We start from the raw sequence: 25737 nt of genomic DNA, 5'->3' as shown, positions 1-25737 counted from the left end.
CACATATTATTGCAGTTGTTTGACTAATTTATTTACAAGGTTAGGAAGCCAAACGTTTAATTGACTAAATGCGAAGCCTGCTGCTTCTGCTTTTGCGTTTGACATATACCAATGATTTGGAATTCCATAAGGTGATTGAGAATTTTCATCGCCGCCAATTAGCGAAACTTTTGCGAGTTTTCCTGTTTCCTTCTCAATTAATTCGAGTAACGATTTCAATGAGATAGTACCAGATGCAGTTGCATTATATGGCCCTTCAATCGGAGCGACACCTGCAAAATATAAAAATGCTGCAGCTTCCTCATCTGAAATAAAACTCATCTTTGCATCAACATTCGGTAACGATATAGGTTGTTCATTTAAAATATGTTCTACATGAAAATGTAAGCGACGCGTATAGTCGTGCTCACCAAGGACGATAGGGAAACGCACAGCGACAACAGGAAATGTCGCTTCTTTATAAAGGACAGCCTCTGCTTGACGTTTACCTTCACCATATGTGAAATCATTAATATCGCCCATACGAATCTCGTATTCATACGGATTAAAATCAGCTTCTGTTTTCATCTTTCCATCTGCTTCATATGTAGCTAATGTTGAGGTGAAGACTAGCTTTTTCGTCTTGTTCTCTAATATTTGCGCTATTTCATGTGCTTCATTCGGTGAATAACAAATATTATCGTAGACGACATCCCATGTTGTATTAGCTAACGCTTGTGTTAATGCTTGAACATCGCTGCGATCAACGGTAATCTGGTGAACTTGTTCTCCAAATGGGTTGCCACTTTGCCCACGAGTTAAAATTGTTACGTCATGTTTATTTTGAAGGCAAAGCTCCACTAATTTTTTACCAAAAAAACGCGTGCCACCTAAAACTAAAATTTTCATTTTACCTACCCCTTTGTTAAGTTGTCCTCTTAATAATGACAAAAAAATAGGCTTACTACAATTGAAATTTCATTGTAGTAAGCCTTTTATTATTCGGTTGGTGGATCAGTTGGTGGTGTTGTCCCTCCACCATTGCCGGAACCATTGCCGTTGTTAGAACCGTTTCCGCCATTACCAGAACCATTGCCGTTGTTAGAACCGTTTCCACCATTACCAGAACCATTGCCGTTGTTAGAGCCGTTTCCGCCATTACCGGAACCATTGCCGTTGTTAGAGCCGTTTCCGTTATTACCAGAGCCATTACCAGAGCCATTACCGCCATTAGATCCGTTACCATTATTGCCGGAGCCATTACCGTTGTTAGAGCCATTGCCGTTATTACCATTTGCCGGTGGTATTGGAACAGTAGGTGAAGTTGGATTTTCTTCATCGTCATCTTCATCTGGTTTTGTATCACTGCCACCTGTTGAAACAACATTTGATTGAGGCGAAGTTAAACCTGTAATATCAACAGCAACAACTACATAAGCTTGTCCGCTAGCAACTGTCATACTTTGAGTAGCCTCTAGTACCGAAGAAACAATCGTGTTCCCACCATTCGTTACATTATAAATTCGATAGCCTACTACATCGTTAGACGAGCCACTCCAAGATAGCGTATTGCCATTAATTGAAGCTTTTACAGCTGCAGGCGCACTACCATCAGCTGGGAAATCGACTGCTGATACAGATGAATTTGAGAGTGATGAATTTTTAGGTAGTAGACTTGCTGGGTTACCACCAAGTTTACCTAACATCCGTTTTATAAAGGCTTGGTTAATACCAGCACCACTAGCTTTTACAAACTCTGCTGGTGTATTTGGATGTGCATTATACGTTTTACCTTGAATTGTTACGACGCTCGATGAAGCTAAGCTGTCATCAGGTTGTGACGGTAAAAATACTTTCGCGTTAAATAAATCTGAGCGTACAAGCCCTGCGCTAGCACATGCCGCAGAAGGTGCTAGACCAGAAATACCACAGAATGAAGCAGTCACCACATTTTTTGGTTGCTTAAAGTTTGTTGGGGCATCAATTTGTTGTGGATCTACATCATAGACTGAGTTCATTAATGTACCCCATAGCTTGTTAATGCGGGCACTTGGTTGCAAATACGTATTATTAAATGCATCAAGTGAGCGTTGTTTATCGTAGCCCATCCATACACCAAGGGAAACATTTGGATTATAACCAACTAACCAAACGTCATTCGTGTATTGTGAAGTACCTGTTTTAGCTGCAAAATCAGAATTGAATTTTAATGTATTTTTTGCAACTGTCCCTGTGCCTTTTGATAATACATCTCGCAACATATCTGTCACGATATAAGACGTTTCAGGACTAAATACTTGTACAGGTTCTGCTTCATGTTGATAAATAAGATTACCATCTTGGTCTTCTATTTTTTCAATCATATAGGCATCAACAAACTGACCACCATTCGCAAAAGTTGCATAAGCATTTGTATTTTCTTCAACAGTTGTACCTACTTCTAAAGCACCGATACCTGTTGAAAGGTTTGTATAATCTTCAGGTTTTAAATCTGAGAAGCCCATTTTTGCTAAAAACTCAGCAGGACGTCTATTTAAAATTTCGTAATATAGGCGTAGGGTTGATATATTTAGAGAGTCAGCTAACGCTTCACGCGCAGGAATAAGACCGCGTTCATCGTTCGCGGAAAAGTTCTTTGGACTCCAAATGCCAATAGAGAACTTGACGTCAACTAATGGGCTACCTGCACCAATCACGCCATATTCAATCGCTGGCGCATAGACGAGTAATGGTTTCATTGTTGAACCGTTCGAACGGGTAGAGCGAGTTGCGTGGTTTACTTGACTCGTTTTAAAATCACGACCACCTACGAAGCTTAAAATCCGTCCTGTGTTATTTTCGATTAAAATACTGCCAACCTGTACAGGCATTTGTACATCGATTTCCTCACCTGTTACAGGGTCCTTTTCTTTACCTGTATACGTTTGTCCGTAGTATTTAAAGTTATTAGCAGCTTTTTCCATGGCATCGAACATATCCTTGTTGATTGTGGAATAAATACGATAGCCTTTTGAACGAACGTCGCGGTCTGCCAATATTGAATATTTTTCTTCTAATTTTTTTTCAGTTTTTAAGCGTTCTGGATCAATGCCATCATCCTGCGCTATTTTTTCAGCAATAATTTGCTTTGCGCGTTCTTCTAGTTCATATGTTAACCAAGGATAACGATCTTCTGGGCGCGCTTCTGGCGAACGGAAATCTGCTGTAATATCGTATGCGAGCGCTTCTTTGTATTGTGTCTCATTGATGTAGCCAGCTTCTCTCATACGATAGAGCACCGTTTTCATACGATCAATGCCTAATTTTAAAGCTTCTTCACTTTTTAGCACACCTGTATTGGTAAATGGTGTGTAAGTATAAGGTGCTTGTGGAATACCAGCTATGTAAGCGGCTTGAGGAAGTGTTAAATCCTTTGCCTTCACATTAAAAATACCTTCAGCTGCTGTTTCAATACCAGCGATATTACGCCCGGTTGCATTTCGACCGTAAGGAATAATATTTAAATATGCCTCTAATATTTCTTCCTTTGTCATAAAGTGTTCTAAGCGCATTGCAAGTAATAGTTCTTTTGCTTTTCGCTCATAGGATACTTCATTTGTTAACACTTGGTTTTTAATAAGTTGCTGTGTTAATGTAGAGCCACCTGTCTGCGTAGCGGAGTTAGTTACGTCCTGGAGTAGCCCTCGAATAACGGCTTTAGGAACAATCCCATTATGCTCGCGGAAATATTCATCCTCCGTTGCGAGTACTGCATTAATTAAGTCTGGTGCAACAGCGCTAAGAGATGTTTCCCGACGTTCTAAATCAGTACGCAATTTCCCAATATAAATATTGTTGGCAAAATAAATTTCACTTGTTTCCTCATAGTTAAAAATAAGGTCTCGTAATTCTTCTTTAGAGCGCAATGGCTCTTCTTTTACAAGTGAGGCAAAATAGCCGGCGCCAACAGAACCAACAAATACTGTGCCTACCAATGCAAAGACTAAAAATAGTAAAAATAAGTTCCAGACTACGCTGCCTGAAATACGTAATGTCTTCATCCATTTTTGTTCGAGTAACTCATCGATCTTTGCATTGATTTTCTCAATCCAATCTTTCAAGGTATCGACCTCCTAAAATCTTGTTTATTATAGCATATAATGAATTGCCTCGAACATAGTTATTGACATTGAAAGAGAATCGTTTAGAATAATGCTTATAGTTTTCTAGTGATGAAGAGTTTGCAGTAGTGTCTATATTCCCTGTTTAGAGAGCCAGCGGTTGGTGAAAGCTGGTCATAATGTAGAGACGAATTACGTACTTGGAGCTTAGACGTGCGCGCCTGCGATAAAGGCGGTTGAATGAGAGGAAGATGGATGACATCTTCAAGCCGGGTGGTACCGCGTTAGTTATTAACGTCCCTGCATGCAATATTTTTGCGTGTAGGGACTTTTTTTGTTTCTACACGCTAAAGAAAAACATTTTAGGAGGAAGAAACAATGACAAACGAATTATTACAAGATTTAGAATGGCGTGGTTTGCTGTACCAACAAACTGACGCTGAAGGCATGGAAAAACTTTTAGCAGAACAGTCTGTTTCTCTTTACTGTGGTGTAGATCCAACAGCTGATTCTATGCACATCGGTCATATCGTGCCTTTATTAACACTTCGTCGCTTCCAAAAAGCAGGCCACCGTCCGATTTTACTTGTTGGTGGTGCAACTGGGATGATTGGAGACCCATCTGGTCGCTCTGAAGAACGTCAACTACAAACAGTGGAGCAAATTGACAAAAACGTGCAAGCTATTCGAGGTCAATTAGAGCGCATTTTTGATTTTGCAGAGGATGGTAATGGAGCTCAACTTGTTAACAACCGTGACTGGATTGGAAATATTAGTACAATTGAATTTTTACGTGATTACGGGAAATTAATTAATGTTAATTACATGTTAGCAAAGGATACGATTGCTTCACGTCTTGATACAGGTATTTCATTTACAGAATTTGCTTACACATTAATTCAAGGTATTGATTACAACCATTTATACAACAACTACAACTGTCGCATTCAAGTGGGCGGTTCAGACCAATGGGGTAATATTACAACTGGTTTAGAAGTAATTCGTAAAACACATGAAGAAGAAACAAAAGCATTTGGTATTACGATTCCATTAGTAACAAAAGCAGATGGTACGAAATTCGGTAAAACAGCTGGTGGTGCAGTATGGTTAGATAGTAAGAAAACATCTCCTTACGAGTTCTACCAATTCTGGATTAACGCTGCTGATGCGGACGTTATTAAATATTTAAAAATCTTTACGTTCTTAACACGTGAAGAAATTGACGCATTAGCTGCATCTGTAGAGGAAGAACCACATTTACGTAAGGCACAAAAAGCTTTAGCGGAGGAAATGACACGCTTAATACATGGTCAGGAAGCATTAGATCAGGCTATTCGTATTACTGCTGCACTATTCTCGGGCGATTTAAAAGCTCTGTCAGCTGAGGAAATGAAGGATGCATTTAAAGATGTTCCTTCTATTGAAATGGCGAAAGAAGCGAAAAACATCGTGGATTTACTTGTGGAAGCAGGGATTTCATCTTCAAAACGTCAAGCTCGTGAAGATGTGACAAATGGCGCAATTAGCGTGAACGGTGAAAAAATTACGGATTTAGAATATATCGTAGATGAAAAAGATCGTTTAGAAGATGCATTTAGCATTGTACGCCGCGGTAAGAAAAAATACCATATGGTGAAATTCGGATAGATTGGGTGCCAGTCACTCACACAATTCTTATACAATTCAACATCCCCTCGTTATCGAGGGGATGTTTTCATTTTTAGCATTCTAAAAAACTTGGCAGAGCTATTTGCTGATAGCTTTGAGGGTGGAGAAGCTGCGCAAGTTTTAGTGCGCCCTCAACGAGTCGAGGCGATGGACGACAGTACAACCATTCTTCCATTACGTGCACATGCTGCTTTTGAACTGCCTGAAGTTCGTTGGCATGTGGACGTTTCAATAAATGAGCAGGTTTAATGCGCGTAAAGGCAACACCGACCCATGCCATCAAAATATAATCAGGATTACGTCGTACGACTTCTTCCCAGTCTGTTTGGACATTTGCTAATTCGATATCGCGAAAAAGATTTTGTCCACCTGCAAGATTGCTAATTTCAGTTAACCAATTGACCTTTCCTGGCGTAAAAATAGGATTTGGCCACCATTCCCAATAGAGCGTTGGTTTTTCTTGAATAGTTTGTGCAATCGTTTGAAGCTGTTCGATAAAGTGTAAATATTCCTCAGAAATCTTTTTAGCATGTTCCTCTACTCCACAAGCAACGCCTAGTGTTATGAGATCCAGCGCAATTTCATTTAACGAGTTGGCATTAAAGACGATGTGGGGAATGTTTCTTTCCAGTAATGCCTCTATGTTTTTTTCCATGCCAGGTACACTTAACGAGGCAAGTACTAAGTCTGGCTTTAGTGCCTCTAATGCATCTATATCAATCGATAAATCTGGGCCAAGCTTTGGCAATTCGTGCACAGCTATAGGCCAATCTGAAAAATCATCAACACCTACAAGTTGATGGGTTAACCCTAGATAGGCAACAAGCTCAGTGTTGCTTGGGCAAATTGAGATTAATCGCATATGTTTCCCCCCATATCTTTTTAAGAAAAGTATAGCTGTCACTTGACGCACATACAATAAGCGATTGCTTTTTGCTCAAAAAAAGACGTGCCTCATTGAGACACGCCATTTTTATTAATATTTTAAGAAAGTGCAACAGCTTCAAGGGATTGTGCTGTTTTTACTACAGGTCCCATTGCTGCTGTAATGATTTGTTTAATGTCCTCTAATGTAGCTTTACGAGGATTTGTTGCAGCACAAACGTCTTGCATTGCATTTTTTGCTAAAATTTCGATATCCTCATCCTTCGCGCCTAATTCACGGAAGCCACTAGGAATATTCAAGTCTTTAGACAATTTTTCAATGGCAGTAATTGCTTTTTCAGCAGCGTCACGTTTACTGATGCCTTCAATATTTTCTCCTAGCAATTCAGCGATACGAGCAAAACGCTCTGTGCGTGCTGTCAAGTTGAAGCGGCAAACGTGTGGCAGTAAAATTGCATTACATACGCCATGAGGTAAGTTATAGAAGCCACCTAATTGGTGAGCGATAGCATGTACGTAACCAAGTGAAGCGTTATTGAACGCCATACCTGCTAAAAATTGTGCATATACCATTTGCTCACGTGCTTCTAAATCAGCACCATTTGCGTATGCACGTGGTAAAAACTCAGGTACTAGCTGAAGTACTTTTTCTCCACATGCATCAGTAATAGGCGTTGCGTCTGTCGATACAAATGATTCGATGGCATGTGTTAATGCATCTAAACCAGTTGCAGCTGTTAGAGCTGGAGGTAAACCAATCATTAACTCTGGATCATTAATCGAAACTAGCGGTGTAACGTGCTTGTCAACAATCGCCATTTTAACCTTACGTTCAGTATCCGTAATGATTGTAAAACGTGTCATTTCACTCGCTGTACCTGCTGTTGTATTAATAGCGATTAATGGCACCAGTGGGTTTTCTGATTTGTCAACGCCTTCATAATCATGAATGCGTCCACCATTCGAAGCAATAAGTCCGATACCTTTTGCTGCATCATGTGCACTTCCGCCTCCGAGAGATACGATTGAATCACAGTTTTCTGCATGATAAACAGCGATTCCATCTTCAATGTTTTGATCTGTTGGATTTGGTTCTGCTTTAGGGAAAATTGCAACATCAATTCCAGCTGCTGTTATGATGTTAGCAATTTGCTCTGAGAGACCTAATTTGTGTAAGCCCTCATCTGTTACGATCAATGTCTTCTTCACTTCTAAATCATTTAAACGTTTACCAACTTCTTGAATTGCTCCAGGTCCAAATAAGTTTGTTTTTGGCATTACAAATTGCTTTAGAACGTCTGACATATTTCCAACCCCTTTTAAAAAATTATTATTGCTTGAATGATGGCTAACCACCTTCCGAAATCCATATTATTCTATTTTTTTTGAAAGTTCAAGACGAATTTTTATTAAAATTGTTAATTTAATTCCTGTTATTATTTCACAAAAAAGTAACTGAAAAGATGATAATGAAAAAGTGAATAAGGAGTAAGATGGTTGATTTGAATACATTTTAAGAAATACTATCGTATAAAAGTAAAATATATTTTTTGGAAATTTGTTCTATTTATAAGGCGAGTTGAATAGTAAATAACTGATATACAGTTGTTAATATAATGATAGTGTTTATGTTGTTTGAGAAGTGGAGAATTGCTATTTTAATGTACAGAAAAATTTACAATTAATTTAAATGTTAATATTGCAAATAATTGTGGATTAATGGAAGAAAGGAATTTTTTGAAAAGATAATAACTCTTGGATTATAGAAGAGAGGCAAGTTTAATGGCGTTAAATACAAAGGACTTAGCTAATTTAATAAGTAAAAGTGCGGAGTTTAGATGTATTATGCTCACAGTGCTTTATTTTTTTGTAGTTCTGCTATTGAGTGTAAGACGAATAAGTTGCAGGACACTTGTACAGCGTTTAACCTGACAATAATCGCTAATTAGTATGAAAAAGAGGATTTTTCAAGAGTACTAGAACATAAAGGTTTTATAAAAACGTTATTTTTTTTACAATTAAATACTATTGAATTCGATATCTATTTCTTTTATGAAAACACTAGTTATTTTTATAAGTTTAAAGAAAATAATAGATTTTTTAAAAAATAATGTTTAGTCATGTATGGACTGGGAATATAAATAGCGAGCTAGTCAATAGCTTAAAAAATTATTTAGGAGGAATTACAATGGCTAACATGCAAAACAATCGCAACAGAAACAACAATGAAAACATGACTGTAGAAGAAGCGGGTCGTAAAGGCGGAGAAGCTACCTCCAAAAATCATGATCATGATTTTTATGAAGAAATAGGACGTAAAGGCGGAGAAGCTACGTCTAAAAATCATGGACAGGAATTTTATCAAGAAATTGGACGTAAGGGTGGAGAAGCTACAGCTGAAAACCACGACGACGATTTTTATGAAGAAATAGGACGTAAAGGTGGAGAAGCACGCAGCAACCAGCGTAGTAACAACTCCAATGGAAACCAAAATCAACGTAATAAAAATAACAATAGCAATAATAATAACAACAAAGACTAATTTAATATGAGGTAAAAGCTTTAAACAAGCAAAGAGGCGTTTGTAGTTTTTAACTACAAACGCCTTTTTGATGGAAAAATTCTCATTTCTTCTGAATTAACAGGATAAATATGTTGAATTTCCCCTAAATGTAGTATATATTTAATCCGCTTGTAATAAATTATCATTAGCTTGTTTTCAGAGGAAATGAGGAAAGCGTTAATAATGACAACATTGCTTAAAGAAAAAGAACTATATGATGTAATTAATTCCGTTATGCAAACTGTAGGGATAACGGTTGCGATAAAACAAGATCATTGTGGTATTAATATGAGTTATAACTTTATTGGGGATTATATAGGATTTGATGCGAACAGATTAATAGAAGCAAGAAATGAGCTAATGTTACCACTTCCGCTTGAGGTTTATGTAAAAACAATTACTTTACATGAACTAGGTCATGCTGTTGACCGTGAAGCGCTACAGGCATCACTTCCAAGAACGATAGAAATTTTTAAGATGAAGAAACAGCATGCAAAAAAAGAAATTTATCGAAATGAACGTCTTTTATCTATGATAATTGAAGAACACGAAATGAATATTCAATTTGAGGAAACTGCATGGGATAATGCACAGTACCTTAATAATACACTTCAGCTAATAGATAAAAAGGACTTTGACTATATAAAGCAGCATAGCCTAGCGACATATAATAAATTATATGAACAAGATTTACATGCATACCATAACCTCTTAAGCCAGCCTGTTTTACAGTTGGCCTAAGGTAAGAGATCGTCAGCACTCCAAATTGTGTGAGTGCCTGGCACCTAAAGTGGCATCTAAAGTCACTCATTTGAAAATAATGAGTGACTTTTTTTATATGTAGGGAAAATTAATAGCCAAATTAGCAAATTGAGTAGGTTAAATGTCTATGTGAAATCGATTTGAAATGCAAGCTGTTTATTTTAAATTTGTGAATATACACAAAAACCCCGCAAACCCTTGAATAAACAAGGTTGCGGGGTTTAAGAAACGAAAACAATCTAACGTTAAAAAATTAACGAGAGTAGTACTCTACGATGAATGCTTCGTTGATTTCAGCAGATAGTTCAGAACGTTCTGGAAGGCGAGTGAATGTACCTTCTTTTTTGTCTGCATCAAAAGTTAAGTAGTCAGGTACGAAGTTGTTTACTTCGATAGCTTCTGTTACTACAGCAAGGTTTTGAGATTTTTCACGAAGAGAAATCGTTTGACCTGGTTTAACGCTGAATGATGGAATATCAACGCGTTTGCCATCTACTAAGATATGACCGTGGTTTACTAATTGACGAGAACCACGACGAGTGCGAGCTAAACCTAAACGGTAAACTAAGTTGTCAAGGCGAGTTTCAAGAAGAATCATGAAGTTTTCACCGTGAACACCTTTCATTTTACCAGCGCGGTCAAATAGAGTACGGAATTGACGTTCGTTCATGCCGTACATGTGACGAAGTTTTTGTTTTTCTTGAAGTTGTAAACCGTATTCTGATAATTTTTTACGTTGGTTCGGGCCGTGTTGACCTGGTGCGTAAGGGCGTTTTTCGATTTCTTTACCAGTACCGCTTAATGAGATACCAAGACGACGTGATAATTTCCAAGATGGACCTGTATAACGAGACATATTGTTGTCTCCTCCTTTAAATTTGGTTTTTTTGTTGTAAAACAAAAACCAGTAGTACCCATTCTTATACGCATTTTATTTTCATGTATTTTCGCCTATGCAGCCGTTAGGTTACACAATACACCATCTATTTGTAAATGAGAGACTTTGAAAAGTAATACTCAGTAAAATAGAGGAATAAAATACAGTAATAAGCTCATACCACTGCTGCGTTTATTTTACACAAACTTCATTGTAACTGCTTAAAGCGTAGACGTCAATTATTAGTATTGCTATTTTCAAAAAGGTCTATAGTAGGAATTTCCTTGAAAGTCATTTTACACTACTACGAAATGGTTAATGATACGGTATTAAATGTAAATTGTAAAAGTAAGGCAGAATTAAATAGTCAAAATGACACAAATTATGTATAATACATTATAAGTTAATAGTAATTGATTTGTACGTTATATAGAAAAGGTGATTTCATGACAGACCATTTACAAACGCTGAAATATATAAAATCTGATGTTTTGAGCATTTGGGTGAGTTCGAATGGAGGACTAATTAGTTTTAATGAGTATTTTTATTCATTTAAACAGTGTCTAAAGAAGCACTTGAAAATTGAAAATGCGGCATTTCTTAGCTTTGAAGGTAATAGTTTAATACCTGTGGAAGAATTAGCTAATTTGACGATTGAAACAAAACTAAATGCTGTGTCATGGCTAATGATAGAAGCTAGCTTTTACCAACAGAAAGTGGTGAAGCTTCCTTATATATTAAAAGAAAAAACAGCCTATAATATGATGACAGATATGGTGCTTTTCCAGGCGGAGGGCAAAGATCCTATTGGTGTGTTGCTTGTAGAAGCCACTGATACTTGGACGGACTTTATGACTTCGGATTATGGTGAAGAGTGTGTAGAAACGCTTACGAAAGTTTTACAACTACTGATTGAAAACCTAGAAGTAAAATTGAATGAAGACCAATATAGAAAACTTTATAATATGACGGACTTATTTCATTCAACAATGGATATTGATTTGATTTTAGAAAACGTTTTAAAAAATATTCGAGATAATTTTCCTGAATTTAATGTGGAGCTTATTTTATCCAACGATCAAGATCGCCATACGACAATCGATATAAAGCTTTTTGATTACTTATCTGAAAGACCTGCTACAATTGAAGCTTTTGTATCAGGTGAGTTGACAACTGAACTAGCTGGAGACTTAAATTGTCGATTATTAAATGCTCCTATAAAAGGGAGACAAGCCATTTATGGGATTTTACAAGTTAATGCACCTACCACATACCTTTTTTCAGCAACTGAAAAAGATTTTGTGCGTATGCTCGCACAAGCATCTGGCAATGCACTAGAAAATGCCAAATTATATCATCAATCGCATCGCCTCGTAAGTGACTTACAACTTATCAATGAAACATCGCATCGATTAAATATGCGAATTGATATTAATGAAATGTTACTTTTCCTACAAAAACAATTAATGAAGTCTTTCCAACCAATGGAAGTTTGTTTCGCTTTTAAAGATAATGCTACCTATGTAGTGAAAGATGCTAGTACATCCTTATTTAAATCAGACGAAGGCAAGACTTATATAAATCATGTTGAACAACATTTTGAGCATACAAATGATCCACTGTTTATAGCCGATTTTAGCAGATTAACCCCAAATCAAATAGAATATCGTTCAATTATGGCGATTCCTATCCTAATGGAGGAAAAAATTAATGGCTTTAGCATCGTATTACACAAAGAGCCGTATTTCTTTTCATTTGATAGTTTTAAGCTAATGCAATCTTTAATCCATCATTCTTCATTAGCGATAGCAAACTCTATTTTACGAAATCAGCTACAAGAAATGGTTGATCGAGATCATTTAACAAAATTATATGCACGTAGTTATTTAGACCAATTTGTAGAAAAATCATTGAAAACAGATCAGTCAGGAATGTTCTTACTGATTGATATTGATAATTTCAAACGCATCAATGATACCTATGGTCATCAAATAGGTGATAAAATTCTCGTGCAGATTGCCGTGCAATTAGAGGAAACAATAGGTGCCAGTGGTATTTGTGCTCGCTGGGGTGGAGAGGAAATGTCGGTGTATGTGCCTAATGTTGATGAGCAAGAAGCTTTAGAGCTAGCATCAACAATAGTTGAAGTAATTCCGAATGCAACAGATCCTCAAGTAACAATTTCAGCAGGTCTTATTACATGGGATCAATTCTATAGACCAGCCTTTCAATCTGTTTTCCTACATGCTGACACAGCTTTATATGAAGCGAAAAACAATGGGAAAAATAGATTCTGTATTCATGATCGAACGTTACAAACAAATGCATAAACGATGTTTACAATAAAAATGCCCCGAAATGATATATTTATAATCCATTTCAGGGCATTTTTTAGTGGCTACTTGCGTACGTCACTTAAATATGAAGCAGTAATGTTTTTACAAAATGTTCTAAGCCGATTTGGTCATCAGTAGAAAAGCGATTTTTGACGGGGCTATCAATATCAAGCACGCCCATTACCTTGTCTTGTTGAATGAGTGGAATGACAATTTCAGATTGAGAGGCGGCATCGCATGCAATATGCCCTGGAAATGCGTGAACATCCTCTACGACAAGCGTTTCTTTTTTAGACACGGCAGATCCACAAACACCACGTCCAACTGGAATTCTCACGCATGCAGGTAAGCCTTGGAATGGGCCTAATACTAGCTCTTCCTCTTGTAATATGTAAAAGCCAACCCAGTTAATGTCAGGGAGGAATTGATTAAGCAATGCAGAGGCGTTGCTTAAATTAGCAATACGATCTGTTTCTCCAGTGAGTAGTGCATCTAATTGCTTTGCTAATGTATTGTATTGATCGACGATGGATCCTTCATAATTAATTTGTGTAAACATAATAGCACCTCGTTTAAAAGTTATATAATTGGAAATAAAGTTTTATAATGCTGATGTAAATCAACAGCGGTATGCGCATCAGAACCGAAAACGACAGGTAATCCAATCGTTTTACTATAATCGATAAAGGCAAATGGTGGATAAGGCTCTTGACAGTATGTTTTACTTAAACCAGCACTATTTAAATCTAACTCATATCCTTTTTGCTGCATAGTAGTTAATACTTCATGAATGCGGACGGTATCATCAATTTTCGTATTATGGGCTAGTTGAAACTTATGAACTAGCGTTGGATGTCCGATACGCTTTGGTTTGTATTGACCTAAATCTGTTTCAATAGATTGTAGGACAGTATCATAATATAAGTGATAAACTTGTTCAATAGAACCTACCTTTTTAGCAAAAGCTATAAAATTTTCAGCAGAAAAATCAATGCATTCATATGTGTTTTGCCATTGTAAAAAATGCACTGATAAAATAGAGTCATCTAAAAAATGCCCATATGTATCAAGGAATTTACGAGTTTCTTGCTCATAGCCTTGAATATAGTCTATCTCTAAACCGATACGAATGCGAATATCTTGTGCATATTGCTTTTGGAGCTGCTGTAAGTCCTCAAAATACGGCATTAAAAAATCTAGTTGCATTCCACTATCCTTTTCGGGTGTAGGGTCGTTAAAATTAGAGGGTAATGGTGCATGTTCTGTAAATGTAATATCCGTAAAGTTTTCAGCAATAGCTTTTTCAATATACTGTGTAAATGAATCAGATGTCCCATGTGGGCAATACGGGCTATGAATATGGCCGTCTCTTTTCATACATATTACACTCCTTTAACTAGTAAAATGATAATTACATATTTATGCTCTATGTTCAATGACATAGGTGGAACTGTCAATATGTAGGTCGTGAATACACTTTTCTGAAAATCACTTAAATTTTAGTACAAAAGGCGAAAACATAGTATATAATGTATACAACTAGCCAATTCGTTTATTGTAGAATAGGAGGCTTACGATGGAGTATATCATCATTCCAATTATCCTACTATTAATTTTAGCCATAGTAGGATTAATGATGCGAAGAAAACATACAACAATCATTTCACAACTAGAAAATGAAAAATTACAAATACAAAACAATCCCATAAATGAGGAAATTTCCAAAGTTAAATCTTTAAACATGAATGGTGAAACAGAGGAAATGTTTGAACGGTGGCGTAATAGTTGGGATGAAGTCATCGATGTACATATGACAAAAATTGATTCGCTTCTATTCGACGCTGAAGATCAAATCAATCGTCTTCGTTTTAAAAAAGCAACGTTGATAGAACGTGAAATAGAAGATTATATTCTTAAGTGTGAAAAAGATAAAGATAAAATCTTAGAAGAACTTAATGAATTAATTGGCAGCGAAGAAAAAAACCGTATTGAAATTGAACAGCTCAAAGAATATTATCGATCAGCACGTAAAACATTGCTTGCGCATCAACACTCATTTGGTGTAGCCTTACCTGCACTTGAACAAAAATTAGAAGTGTTTATTCAAAAATTTGAGGAATTTGATGTACTCACAAGCGAAGGAAATTATTTGCAGGCACGTGAAATTGTCATTAGCTTAAATCATGAATCACAGCAGACATTTGAATACATCAATGACGTTCCGACTATTTTGACAGAACTACAAGTAAAGTTACCAGGTGCGGTCCAAGAATTGCGCAATGGTCAACGTGAAATGGAAGAGCAATCGTACTACTTGCATCATTTAGAGCTAACAGAGGCGTTGGACAAACTGGAAGTTGAATTTGCTGCGTTAAAGGGTGAACTTGCGGAGCTGAATTTAACAGTTGTTAAACCTCGTGTTGCTGAAATAAATGAAGAAATCGACCATTTCTATGACTTACTTGAAAAAGAAGTCATTGCTAAAAATTATGTAGACCAAAATTGTGAGCGATTATTAGGCTCTATTACAAATGTTATTAGCTCAACCCGATCAGTAAGTGATGAAGCAACATTTGTTCAGCAAAGTTATCATTTGAATGAAAAAGATGCTGAAATTCCAAAGGCTGCTTTAAAACAATTAGAAGCACTCCAACGCCGATATGATTTATTGGCAATGCGTGTCTCTGAGGAAAAATCGGCTTATTCAAGTTTACAAGAGGAATTAATCGAAATTAGCGAAGAACTAGAGCGTATCCATGAAGAGCAAGGGCATTTATCAAATACAATGAAAAAGTTACGCATTGATGAAAATAAAGCTCGTACACAAGTGGAAAACTTGAAAAAAACGCTTCAAGAAACAGATCGCCTGTTAAACAAGGCGAATATTCCAGGTATTCCCGAAGAGATGGATGCTCGTTTAGATGAGGCTGCTGAGCATATATATGTTGTCATGCAAAGTCTACAAGAAGTTCCACTTAACATGGGAACAATCCATAATAATTTGAATGCAGCGACTCTTTGTGTTGAGGATGTTCACTCGAAGGCACATGAATTGATTGAAAATGTCATGCTTATCGAACGTATCATTCAATACGGTAATCGTCACCGTGCTACGAATCCAAAATTAAATGCACGTTTAAAAGAAGCGGAACAAGCATTCCATCAATACCGTTATGCGAAGGCTTTAGAAGAAGCTGGGACTGCGGTAGAGGAAATGGAGCCAGGTGCATTAAAGCGTATAGAAGCAATTGTTGCAGAAGAGACGCTAACAAAGTCTTAAAAGTTCGAAGTGAATAAAAGTATAAATAAAAGAAACAGCTACCTAAAAAGTGTCGTAATGAACTTTTTAGGTAGCTATTTTATTTATTGCTACTAACTTTATTCGTGCAATTCTTTGGTCAAAATAAATAAAAATGGGTAGTTTTTTTCATTTTAAAGGTTATAAAAAAGAGATGATAAATGACTAAATCAGAATAATTAGTAGTCAATCGCGACAGATTGCGTTATGATAAATACCGTTAAATCAACGTTTTGAAAGTGTGTGAAAAATAATGAAAGTTAATACAATTTATCTTGATAATAGTGCTACAACAAAGCCTTATAAAGAAGTAATGCAGACGTTTATGGCAGTAAATGAACAGTATTATGCGAACCCTGCATCGATTCATGCCATGGGTGTAGAATCAAATGAATTATTAATGCGTGCGCGTGAGCAAGTAGCAGATATTTTGAAGACTGAAGCAAAAAATGTGCTATTTACTTCAGGTGGTACCGAATCTAATAACACAGCAATTATTGGTTTAGCACGTGGCAACACACATAAGGGTAAACATATTTTAACTACAGAAATAGAGCATCCTTCTGTGTTAGAATCAGTCAAACAGCTGGAAAAGGAAGGCTTTGAAATAGAGTATTTACGTGTAAATGCACAAGGTGTAATTTCATTAGATGAGCTAAAGGCAAAAATACGCAAAGATACTATTTTAGTTAGTATGATGCATGTAAATAATGAAATGGGCGCTATTCAACCTATTTTTGAAGCAGCTACAATCGTCCATGCAGAAAGTCGAGCGGCGTTCCATGTCGATGCAGTACAAAGCTTCGGAAAATTACCTTTAACATTTAAAGGTGAGGAAGGCCCTGATTGTATTACAATCTCTGGACATAAAATTCATGGATTTAAAGGCTCAGGTGTCTTAGCATTCCGAAAAAAAATGCAATGGCAACCATATGCTTTAGGCGGAGGACAGGAATTTGGTTTGCGTAGTGGCACAGTTGCTGTTCCACATGCAGTAGCACTGTCGAAAGCAGCTCGTATTGCAGTGGAAACAATGAATGAACGTGCAGAAAAATTCCGTAAATGGCAGCAGGAAATCCGTGCTGAGCTAGAGCAATTTGGTGATATTGTGCATATTTTATCTACCCCAGAGAGTGCAGCACATATTTTATCATTTAGTGTTCGTGATTTAAAAGGTGAGGTACTTATAAATGCCTTACAAAAATATGGTGTCATTGTATCTACATCAAGTGCTTGTTCGTCAAAGCAAACAAAAACTAGCCATGTTGTAGAAGCATTAAATATTGATGAACATTTTAAAAAGGGTGTTATTCGTGTGAGCTTTGGCGCACATGTAACATCTGAAGACATAGCACAATTTATACTAGCTATCAAAAAAGTATTGATGGAACTAAAAGGAGAACTTTTATTATGATTTGGAAAGAAATATTAATTCGATATGGCGAACTATCTACAAAAGGACGTAACAAAATGGATTTTATTCGTCGTTTACGTGAGAATATTCGTTATGCGTTTGCAGACTTAGGGCATTTACACATTCGTACAGAACGTGATCGTATGTTTATCGCCATTCAAGATGAGGCACAAATGAATGTCTTACTAGAAGGATTACCGAAAATTTTTGGGATACAATCATTTAGTCCTGTTGCTGCTTGTGACAAAGATATGGATGTCATGAAACAGCTTGCGATTACGATTATGGATACATTTAAACATGAACAATTAACTTTTAAAGTTGAAGTTAAACGTACAGATAAAACATTCCCATTAGATTCTCACAGTATTCAGCGTGAAATTGGTGGCCATGTTTTACCTCAATATCAAAATTTATCAGTAAAAGTGAAACATCCAGATGTAGAGCTACGAGTGGAAGTGCGCCACGATTCAACTTATATGATGGCGCAAGTTATTCCAGGCGCAGGTGGTATGCCAGTTGGCTCCAACGGAAAATCATTATTAATGCTTTCAGGAGGGATTGATAGTCCTGTTGCAGGCTATTTAATGATGAAACGTGGTGTACGTTTAGAGGCAATACATTTCTTTAGCCCACCATATACAAGCCAAAATTCATTAGAAAAAGTAAAAGTGTTAGCAAATGAGCTAACAAAATTCGGCGCAAGTATTCGACTACATGTTATTCCATTTACAGAAATCCAAGTGCTTATTAAAGAAAAAGTACCGTCTAATGTGTCTATGACTACTACACGTCGTATGATGTTAAAAGTTGCAGATAAAGTACGTGAAGAAATTAACGCACTTGCCATTGTAACAGGTGAAAGTCTCGGACAAGTAGCAAGTCAGACGCTTGAAAGTTTGACTGCTATTAACGCTGTAACGAATACACCGATTTTACGTCCGCTTATATCGAATGATAAATTAGACATTATTGAAATTGCGGAGAAAATCGGCACATATGAAACGTCGATTCAGCCATTTGAAGATTGCTGTACAATTTTCACACCTGCTAGTCCGAAAACGAAACCAAAGCTTGAGAAAGTAGAGCATTATGAAAGCTTTTCTGATTTCGATGAACTAATTGAGCGTGCTGTGAAAAACCGTGAAGTTTACATTTTCCCGAAAAAAGAGCAGCCTACAGATAAATTCGCAGATCTTTTATAAAAAAATTACGGACGTAAAAAATAAATTCATCGTTGTTTTGCATTTATTTAAAAACGCCATTTAATAAGAAGGAAACCGTCTCAAAATCATATTTGGGACGGTTCTTTTTTTAATTTTCTAGTCAATTTCCTTTAGAGTTACATTTTACCTTTATTTTTTTCGTATTAAAAAACAAATATCGCACATTCTATAATCACAAGGAGGTGAGACAGACATGACAAACAACAATGGTAGTTCAAACAAGCTTGCAGTACCTGGTGTACAACAAGCACTTGATCAAATGAAATACGAAATTGCACAAGAATTTGGTGTTCAATTAGGAGCTGACGCTTCAGCTCGTGCTAACGGTTCCGTTGGTGGTGAAATCACTAAACGTCTTGTACAAATGGCAGAATCTCAATTAAAAGGTATGCCAAAAAACCAATAATTGCAGAATAAGCAATTATTAAACTTAAAACCAGTGACCGTAAAAGGCACTGGTTTTAGTTTGCTTAAATTTAGTTTTTTTATGCTACATGATTACATGCATACATATAACAAAAAATTTACGCTACAAATACAATGATTTGAAAGTTGAAGTCGTTTTTTGAATGTCATTACTTTCGCAAAGAGCGGAAATAACAGCCACACCGTCTGCACCTGCTTTAATAACAGCAGGTGCATTCTGGCAGTCGATGCCTCCAATTGCGACAATTGGCAGCAGCGGAAACATGCATCTTGCTTGTTGTAAAAATTCCGTTCCGCAAGGTAGTTGGGCATCAATTTTAGATGTGGTTGAATAAATAGGACCAATACCTACATAATCTGCTCCATATTTTAAAGCAACTTGCAATTCAGTAGCTGTATGGACAGAAACACCAAGGATCATTTGTCCAATTTTTTGTCGTACTAGTGAGACGGGATAATCATCTTGGCCTATGTGAATACCATCTGCATTGAGCTTTAGGGCAAGATCGAGATCATCATTTACGATAAAGGGAACGTTGTATTTCCTGCATAGATTTTGACATTGACGTGCAAAATGTTCGTAGGGCTCATTCGTCAATGCATATTGTCCTTTTTCTCGAAATTGAAACATTGTAATGCCTGCTTGCAATGCTGCCTCAAGTATTTCTAAAGGTTGTCTCTTTTTCACATTCGCTGTGCCCATTATAAAATAAAGCTGTAAGTCACTGTGTTTCATGTATGGTCACCTCGCAAGTATCACGAAACTTTTTGTAAGCAAAATGATTCGTTGGTCCATTGCCATTTCCAATCGATAAATCATAGCTAATGGCTAGCTGAATAAATTTCTTCGCTTCAATAATTGCTTGTTTTAAAGGCATTTTCCGACCAATAAAAGCGGTTAATGCAGCAGAAAATGTACATCCCGTTCCGTGCGTGTTTTTCGTTGCAATTCGGGGAGATTGCATTGAAAATGTTTCGCCATCTTCAAAAAATACATAATCCGTTGCAAAATTATCGTCATGTAAATGTCCACCTTTGATAATGACGCATTGAACACCTAATGTTAATAATGATTGTGCAGCTTGCTGAATGTCTGATAAATTGCGTATTTTTCTAGCAGTAAGTGTCTCTGCTTCTGGGATGTTAGGCGTTACGATTGTAGCAAGAGGTAATAAAGCTTTTTTTAATGCTTCAACTGCTTCTTGTTGTAATAAGTTTTCGCCACCTTTGGCAATCATCACAGGATCAACGATAAGCGGAATATTTAAATTAGACATAGCTCTTGCAATTGTATAAATAATATCAGAGGAAAAAAGCATTCCTGTTTTTACTGCACTAATTGAAAAATCATCCAGGAGTGAATGAAGTTGTTTATTTACAAAAACATGTTCAATTGGAAGTACACCGTTCACTCCTAAGGTGTTTTGTGCTGTTAAAGCTGTTATAACGGATGTCCCGAATACATCTAATTCCTGAAATGTTTTTAAATCAGCTTGGATACCAGCTCCACCACCACTATCTGAGCCAGCTATTGTTGTTACAATATGCATTATTTTTCACCGTCCTTCGATAAACGGTGTAACTCATTTAAGACCGATACTGCAAAATCGCCGTTATATGGCGCAGATGAGGCGGCATGTTCAGCAACTTTTTTATAGTTCGTTAATGTATTGCACAACTGAGAAAATGGCTTATTGCCTGCAATATAAGCTGCACAGCAAATGGCACTTAACAAACAACCAGTTCCTGTAACTTCGGTCATTCGAACATGTCCGCCAATAATCCATTGGGAATGCTCTCCATCAGTTATAAAATCTTTTTCACCAGTTACAATAACGATACAATTATATTTTTTAGAAATTTCTTTCGCTTTATCTTCAACTGAAATTAAACCGCTGCCACTATCTACTCCTTTTTGTTGCCAACGAACATCGGCGATAGCGGCAAGTTCACCGATATTACAACGAATAACAGCAAAATGAACGGCTTCTAATAGTTGCTGTACCGTTTGTTTACGTAAATTTGTTGCTCCAACACCAACTGGGTCCAAAATAACCGGTACACCTAGCGCGTTTGCCTTTTTTCCAGCAAGCAACATCGATTCTTTTGTACGGGTAGTAAGTGTGCCAATATTAATCAATAGGGCTGATGCAATCGATACCATCTCCTCAACTTCCAGAGATTCATCTGCCATTACAGGTGAAGCACCAATTGCTAATAAGCCGTTTGCTTGGAAATTTGCCACAACATAATTTGTAATACAATGAATGAGTGGCTGTTTTTTGCGAATCGTTTGAAAAATCATCGTAGTCCTCCTTTTTTGGATGGACGTAAGCATGCAAAAAAGCTCTTTTTCGTGCAAAGTATACACGTAAAAAGAGCTTATCATCAAGAAGAAGATGTGTGTTGCTCCCTACGTCAGTATTAACTAACAGGTTCAAAGGGTCAGGTTTTACCTTCTCAACTCACTACGAGTCCCCCTGCAATCATGAAGTTTTTAGTTGTCAAAAATGTAACATACCTATCCACAGTATTCAATAGCATTTTATCATTATCTGGAAAGCAGTGACTGATGCCATATAATAAACCATGATAATTGTCATGACTTTCTTAAAATAAGGTTCATCCATTGAAAATCATAAAAAATGAGTTTTATAATAAACCTAGCAATAAGGAGGAAGTTATTATGAAAAGACAGGATTTAATCGCACCAGAATGGTATAACATTGTTGAGGAGATTGAGAAGTATGCTCAGGACCCTACTAAAAATGCATTAATTGTTTATAACGATCACGAAGAAATTCAACACATTACATATGCAACTTTACTTGAAAAAGCAAATCAGGCGGCCCATGTATTTACTTCGCAAGGACTAACAAAAGGCGATGTGCTTTTAGTGATGGTTCCAAGATCTGTCGAGGCATATATCGTCTACATAGCGGCATTGAAAGCGGGCTTAACGATTATTCCTAGTTCAGAAATGTTGCGTACAAAGGATATTGAATATCGAATTACACATGCAAATGCAAAAGGAATAATTGCCTACGAGCCATATATTGAGCAATTTGACGAAGTAAAAAACTTAAAGGGTATTTTGCAATATGTTATTGGTCATGCTCATGCCCCATGGCAACCGTTGCTTGAAAAAATGGAGGAGCATCCTACAGACTATACGAATCCTACACCGACAAAAAGTACGGACAATGCTTTTTTAGCCTATACAAGTGGAACAACTGGCAATCCTAAGGCCGCTGTTCATACACATAGCTGGGGTTATGCTCATTTACGAACAACAGCACCGAATTGGTTAGGTGTTCAAGAAAATGATATAGTATGGGCTACTGCGGCACCTGGCTGGCAAAAATGGATTTGGAGTCCATTCCTAGCAACTTTAGGCAGTGGCGCTACAGCCTTTGTTTATAAAGGCAAGTTTGATGCATCAACTTATTTGTCATTGCTTGAAAAATTTAAAGTAAATGTATTATGTTGTACACCGACAGAGTATCGTTTTATGGCAGCACTCAATAATTTACAGGACTATAATTTAAGTGAAATTCGCCAAGCTGTTTCAGCGGGTGAACCACTGAATAGTGAAGTTGTAAAAGTGTTCTCAGAAACGTTTGATATCCAGGTTCGTGATGGTTACGGGCAAACGGAAAATACATTACTTGTTGGGACAATGGTTGGTATGGAAGCGCGCGTCGGCTCGATGGGTAAACCGACACCAGGAAATACAGTAGAAATAATCGATGACCTAGGACAACCTGTGTCGGAAGGTGTTGTTGGGGATATTGCAGTGCATCGAGAAACACCTGCACTCTTTAAAAAATATTTCCAAGATCCTGAACGCACGAACCTACAATTCCGCGGAGAATGGTATATAACTGGAGATCGTGCATATAAAGATGCTGATGGCTATTTTTGGTTTGAGGGTCGTGGAGATGATGTCATTATTTCTTCGGGCTACACAATAGGGCCATTTGAAGTAGAAGATGCATTAATGAAACATCCAACAGTAAAGGAAGCTGCTGTTGTTGCTAGTCCAGATGAAGTAAGAGGAAATATTGTTAAAGCATTTATAGTCCTTCGTGAAGATGAGACTGGGGATGAAACACTTATTAAAAAGTTACAAAACCATGTAAAATTAATGACTGCACCATATAAATATCCACGTGCGATTGAATTTGTAGAAGCGTTACCGAAGACTTCATCTGGTAAAATTCGTCGTGTCGAATTACGACAACAAGAAAAAGCTTATTACACTCATCAATAAATATTTCCTAGGAAATAATGTCGGAAAATCAAAGTTCATGTTTTTTTATGAACTTTTGATTTTTTGTTGTAGCCCCATTTATTTATAGTAAAATAATAAACAACAGAACATTTTTACATAAAAATTACTTAAAAGTGAAACGTTTTGGACATTTAGACGTATAACGTGTTGAGGAGGCGTTTGTATGAATGTGAAAAGGTGGATAGCCTTGGCTATTGCAGCTGTGTTGTTAGTATTTTCATTAGGGATTAATACGATTTTTGCAATATTTAAATCAGACTTCTTTAGTAATTTTGACAGCATTGTTGCTGGAAATAATTTAGATGTTTATGAAACGGTTATTGAGGGTGAAGATTTTAGTAAGCGTATTGCTTATTTAAAAGTTGATGGAACGATTCAAGATGTTGGATCGAACACATTATGGCAAACCGTTGCTTATGATCACCAGTTTTTCTTAAATCAGTTGGACAATATTTTATATGATGATTCAGTACAAGGTATTGTTCTTAGTGTTAATTCACCAGGTGGTGGTGTAAAGGAATCGGCAGAAATTTATAAAAAATTGTTACAAATTAAAGAGGAACGTCAAATTCCAATTTATGTATCAATGGATTCGATGGCAGCATCAGGTGGCTACTACATTTCAGCACCAGCAGATAAAATTTATGCACATCGTGATACGATAACAGGTTCAATTGGTGTTATTATGCAATCTATTAATTATCAGGAACTTGCTGAAAAAGTTGGCGTGAAGTTTGAGACGTTTAAATCTGGGCAACATAAAGACATGTTGAGTCCAACGCGTGAAATTACAGCAGAAGAACGCGCTATGATGCAGGATATGATTAACGAGTCCTATGAAGAGTTCGTTGATATTGTTGAACAAGGACGTAATATGTCTGAAGCCGACGTGAAAAAAGTGGCAGATGGTCGAATTCTTGGTGGTACAAAGGCTCTTGAAGCTGGCTTAATCGATGAAATTGGCGACGAGCAAGCAGCTATTGCAGCTCTACGCCAAGATTACAGTTTAGAGGATGCAGTTTTGTTTGAATACAGCAATAATCAAGGTGGCTTACCATCATTAATTGGTATGAAAGTAAGCTCTCTTTTTGGCCCATCGGCTGAAGAAAAAATGCTAATGAAAATTATGACGGAATACAAGGCACCGAAAATGATGTACTTATATGGTGAATACTAAGGAGGGCATACCATGACAAACAATGAATTCGTTTTGCAAGGGTCACCCTCGATTAAACAAGAACTGCTAGATAAGCCAACGACACCAATAGTGACTACAAATTACGAATTGAAGACTGCAGGATTTTGGGTGCGCTTTTGGGCATTTGTCTTAGATGGATTAATTATTTCAGCTGTTGGTGGCATCGTTGCCAATCCGATATTTTACTTAATGGGCTGGTCACTATCGGATTCGGTCTGGTATGCTCCAATCTCAATTATTTCAGCTATTCTTTATTATTGTTATTTTGTTCTAATGACGAAATTTTTCGGGCAAACGTTAGGGAAAATGGCATTTGGACTACGCGTTATCTCACTAGAGCATGACAAACTTACATGGTCAGATGTACTGTTCCGAGAATGGATTGGTCGCTTAATTAATAACATAATTATACCGCTTTACATTTTTGTTGCGATTTTACCTGACAATCAAGGCATACATGATTATTTTGCAGATACGACGGTTGTCCATGAAAAAGTATACGTAGCGAAAGAAACAGCACAATTAGCGACACCAACTCAGGAAAAACCAAAAGAGCCTGAACAGATCGTGGAGAAAATTGAAGAAGAATAATACTGGGCCACCTCCAACATATGAGGTGGCTCTTCTTTTTAGGGCTGTTGTCGAGCAATATTAGGCGGCAGATTTCGGGCATTCACAAAGTTTGCCTATAATAAGCTGTCCGAGTTGCAA

21 protein-coding genes, 1 riboswitch and 1 other annotated feature are annotated in these 25737 nt (G+C 36.9%); of the genes, 11 read left to right on the top strand and 10 right to left on the bottom strand.

The genetic code is table 11. The features are described 5' to 3' along the window. Positions 1-6: 6 nt before the first annotated feature. Entirely contained in the window at positions 7-888 is an 882-nt protein-coding gene (locus ACIP9C_RS05125; protein ID WP_401009070.1) for an NAD-dependent epimerase/dehydratase family protein, read from the bottom strand. 89 nt (positions 889-977) lie between these two features. Then, positions 978-4079, bottom strand: coding sequence for a transglycosylase domain-containing protein (locus ACIP9C_RS05120; RefSeq protein ID WP_401009069.1), 3102 nt, complete (start codon positions 4077-4079; stop codon positions 978-980). A 102-nt stretch (positions 4080-4181) separates the two neighbouring features. Next, positions 4182-4384, top strand: a binding site (T-box leader). Positions 4385-4457: 73 nt separating this feature from the next. On the opposite strand from ACIP9C_RS05120, the gene tyrS reads away from it, so the two are divergent. Beyond that, complete coding sequence (gene tyrS / locus ACIP9C_RS05115; RefSeq protein WP_401009068.1) at positions 4458-5726, top strand: tyrosine--tRNA ligase; 1269 nt, start codon at positions 4458-4460, stop codon at positions 5724-5726. Between the two features lie 73 nt (positions 5727-5799). Here tyrS and ACIP9C_RS05110 read toward each other — a convergent pair whose 3' ends face one another. Beyond that, positions 5800-6609 carry a cobalamin-binding protein gene (locus ACIP9C_RS05110; protein WP_401009067.1) on the bottom strand — a complete coding sequence of 270 codons (810 nt, stop codon included), beginning with the start codon at positions 6607-6609 and terminating at the stop codon, positions 5800-5802. 122 nt (positions 6610-6731) lie between these two features. Then, complete coding sequence (locus tag ACIP9C_RS05105; protein ID WP_401009066.1) at positions 6732-7937, bottom strand: iron-containing alcohol dehydrogenase; 1206 nt, start codon at positions 7935-7937, stop codon at positions 6732-6734. An 892-nt stretch (positions 7938-8829) separates the two neighbouring features. On the opposite strand from ACIP9C_RS05105, the gene ACIP9C_RS05100 reads away from it, so the two are divergent. Both ACIP9C_RS05100 and ACIP9C_RS05095 read left to right on the top strand, forming a co-directional pair. After that, positions 8830-9174 carry a KGG domain-containing protein gene (locus tag ACIP9C_RS05100; RefSeq protein ID WP_401009180.1) on the top strand — a complete coding sequence of 115 codons (345 nt, stop codon included), beginning with the start codon at positions 8830-8832 and terminating at the stop codon, positions 9172-9174. A 204-nt stretch (positions 9175-9378) separates the two neighbouring features. After that, positions 9379-9936 carry an integrase gene (locus ACIP9C_RS05095; protein WP_401009065.1) on the top strand — a complete coding sequence of 186 codons (558 nt, stop codon included), beginning with the start codon at positions 9379-9381 and terminating at the stop codon, positions 9934-9936. Between the two features lie 274 nt (positions 9937-10210). Here ACIP9C_RS05095 and rpsD read toward each other — a convergent pair whose 3' ends face one another. Beyond that, positions 10211-10813 (bottom strand): 30S ribosomal protein S4, encoded by a 603-nt coding sequence (gene rpsD / locus ACIP9C_RS05090; protein ID WP_053485007.1) that lies wholly within the window; start codon positions 10811-10813, stop codon positions 10211-10213. Between the two features lie 467 nt (positions 10814-11280). Here rpsD and ACIP9C_RS05085 point away from each other — a divergent pair, with 467 nt between their 5' ends. Beyond that, on the top strand, positions 11281-13164 hold the full coding sequence (locus ACIP9C_RS05085; RefSeq protein WP_401009064.1) for a sensor domain-containing diguanylate cyclase: 1884 nt from the start codon (positions 11281-11283) through the stop codon (positions 13162-13164). Positions 13165-13249: 85 nt separating this feature from the next. Here ACIP9C_RS05085 and ACIP9C_RS05080 read toward each other — a convergent pair whose 3' ends face one another. Together ACIP9C_RS05080 and hisJ are read right to left on the bottom strand one after the other, a co-directional pair. Then, the gene (locus tag ACIP9C_RS05080) at positions 13250-13729 is read right to left on the bottom strand and encodes a GAF domain-containing protein (protein ID WP_401009063.1); all 480 of its coding nucleotides are present in this window, start codon (positions 13727-13729) and stop codon (positions 13250-13252) included. A 20-nt stretch (positions 13730-13749) separates the two neighbouring features. Beyond that, positions 13750-14547 carry a histidinol-phosphatase HisJ gene (gene hisJ / locus ACIP9C_RS05075; RefSeq protein ID WP_401009062.1) on the bottom strand — a complete coding sequence of 266 codons (798 nt, stop codon included), beginning with the start codon at positions 14545-14547 and terminating at the stop codon, positions 13750-13752. A 199-nt stretch (positions 14548-14746) separates the two neighbouring features. Between hisJ and ezrA the strand changes: the two genes are divergently transcribed. The 4 genes from ezrA to ACIP9C_RS05055 all read left to right on the top strand — a co-directional run bounded on the left by ezrA (position 14747) and on the right by ACIP9C_RS05055 (position 19514). Next, complete coding sequence (gene ezrA / locus ACIP9C_RS05070; protein ID WP_401009061.1) at positions 14747-16450, top strand: septation ring formation regulator EzrA; 1704 nt, start codon at positions 14747-14749, stop codon at positions 16448-16450. 271 nt (positions 16451-16721) lie between these two features. Continuing rightward, positions 16722-17882 carry a cysteine desulfurase family protein gene (locus tag ACIP9C_RS05065; RefSeq protein WP_401009060.1) on the top strand — a complete coding sequence of 387 codons (1161 nt, stop codon included), beginning with the start codon at positions 16722-16724 and terminating at the stop codon, positions 17880-17882. Further along, positions 17879-19087: a tRNA uracil 4-sulfurtransferase ThiI gene (gene thiI, locus ACIP9C_RS05060; protein ID WP_401009059.1), complete on the top strand. Its 1209-nt coding sequence runs from the start codon at positions 17879-17881 to the stop codon at positions 19085-19087. The genes ACIP9C_RS05065 and thiI overlap by 4 nt, the downstream gene beginning before the upstream one ends. Positions 19088-19301: 214 nt before the next feature. Further along, the gene (locus ACIP9C_RS05055) at positions 19302-19514 is read left to right on the top strand and encodes an alpha/beta-type small acid-soluble spore protein (RefSeq protein ID WP_173477551.1); all 213 of its coding nucleotides are present in this window, start codon (positions 19302-19304) and stop codon (positions 19512-19514) included. 123 nt (positions 19515-19637) lie between these two features. Here ACIP9C_RS05055 and thiE read toward each other — a convergent pair whose 3' ends face one another. The 3 genes from thiE to thiM are packed head-to-tail and all read right to left on the bottom strand — an operon-like array spanning position 19638 to position 21839. After that, positions 19638-20270 carry a thiamine phosphate synthase gene (thiE, locus tag ACIP9C_RS05050; protein WP_401009058.1) on the bottom strand — a complete coding sequence of 211 codons (633 nt, stop codon included), beginning with the start codon at positions 20268-20270 and terminating at the stop codon, positions 19638-19640. Beyond that, complete coding sequence (gene thiD / locus ACIP9C_RS05045) at positions 20257-21084, bottom strand: bifunctional hydroxymethylpyrimidine kinase/phosphomethylpyrimidine kinase (protein ID WP_401009057.1); 828 nt, start codon at positions 21082-21084, stop codon at positions 20257-20259. Before thiD ends, thiE begins: the two co-directional genes overlap by 14 nt. After that, positions 21084-21839: a hydroxyethylthiazole kinase gene (gene thiM, locus ACIP9C_RS05040; protein WP_401009056.1), complete on the bottom strand. Its 756-nt coding sequence runs from the start codon at positions 21837-21839 to the stop codon at positions 21084-21086. The genes thiD and thiM overlap by 1 nt, the downstream gene beginning before the upstream one ends. Positions 21840-21927: 88 nt before the next feature. Next, positions 21928-22026, bottom strand: a riboswitch (TPP riboswitch). 194 nt (positions 22027-22220) lie between these two features. Here thiM and mbcS point away from each other — a divergent pair. The 3 genes from mbcS (at position 22221) to ACIP9C_RS05025 (ending at position 25617) form a co-directional block, all read left to right on the top strand. Next, positions 22221-23807 carry an acyl-CoA synthetase MbcS gene (gene mbcS, locus ACIP9C_RS05035; RefSeq protein WP_401009055.1) on the top strand — a complete coding sequence of 529 codons (1587 nt, stop codon included), beginning with the start codon at positions 22221-22223 and terminating at the stop codon, positions 23805-23807. A gap of 184 nt (positions 23808-23991) precedes the next feature. After that, positions 23992-25005, top strand: a complete 1014-nt coding sequence (gene sppA, locus ACIP9C_RS05030) for a signal peptide peptidase SppA (RefSeq protein WP_401009054.1) — start codon at positions 23992-23994, stop codon at positions 25003-25005. Positions 25006-25017: 12 nt separating this feature from the next. Then, positions 25018-25617 (top strand): RDD family protein, encoded by a 600-nt coding sequence (locus ACIP9C_RS05025; RefSeq protein WP_401009053.1) that lies wholly within the window; start codon positions 25018-25020, stop codon positions 25615-25617. The last annotated feature ends 120 nt before the right edge of the window (positions 25618-25737 follow it).

It is taken from the genome of Lysinibacillus sp. NPDC093210, assembly GCF_044753985.1.
Taxonomy (GTDB): domain Bacteria; phylum Bacillota; class Bacilli; order Bacillales_A; family Planococcaceae; genus Lysinibacillus.
Note: the sequence above shows the minus strand (reverse complement) of the source record. Positions and strands in the feature narration are given on the sequence as shown.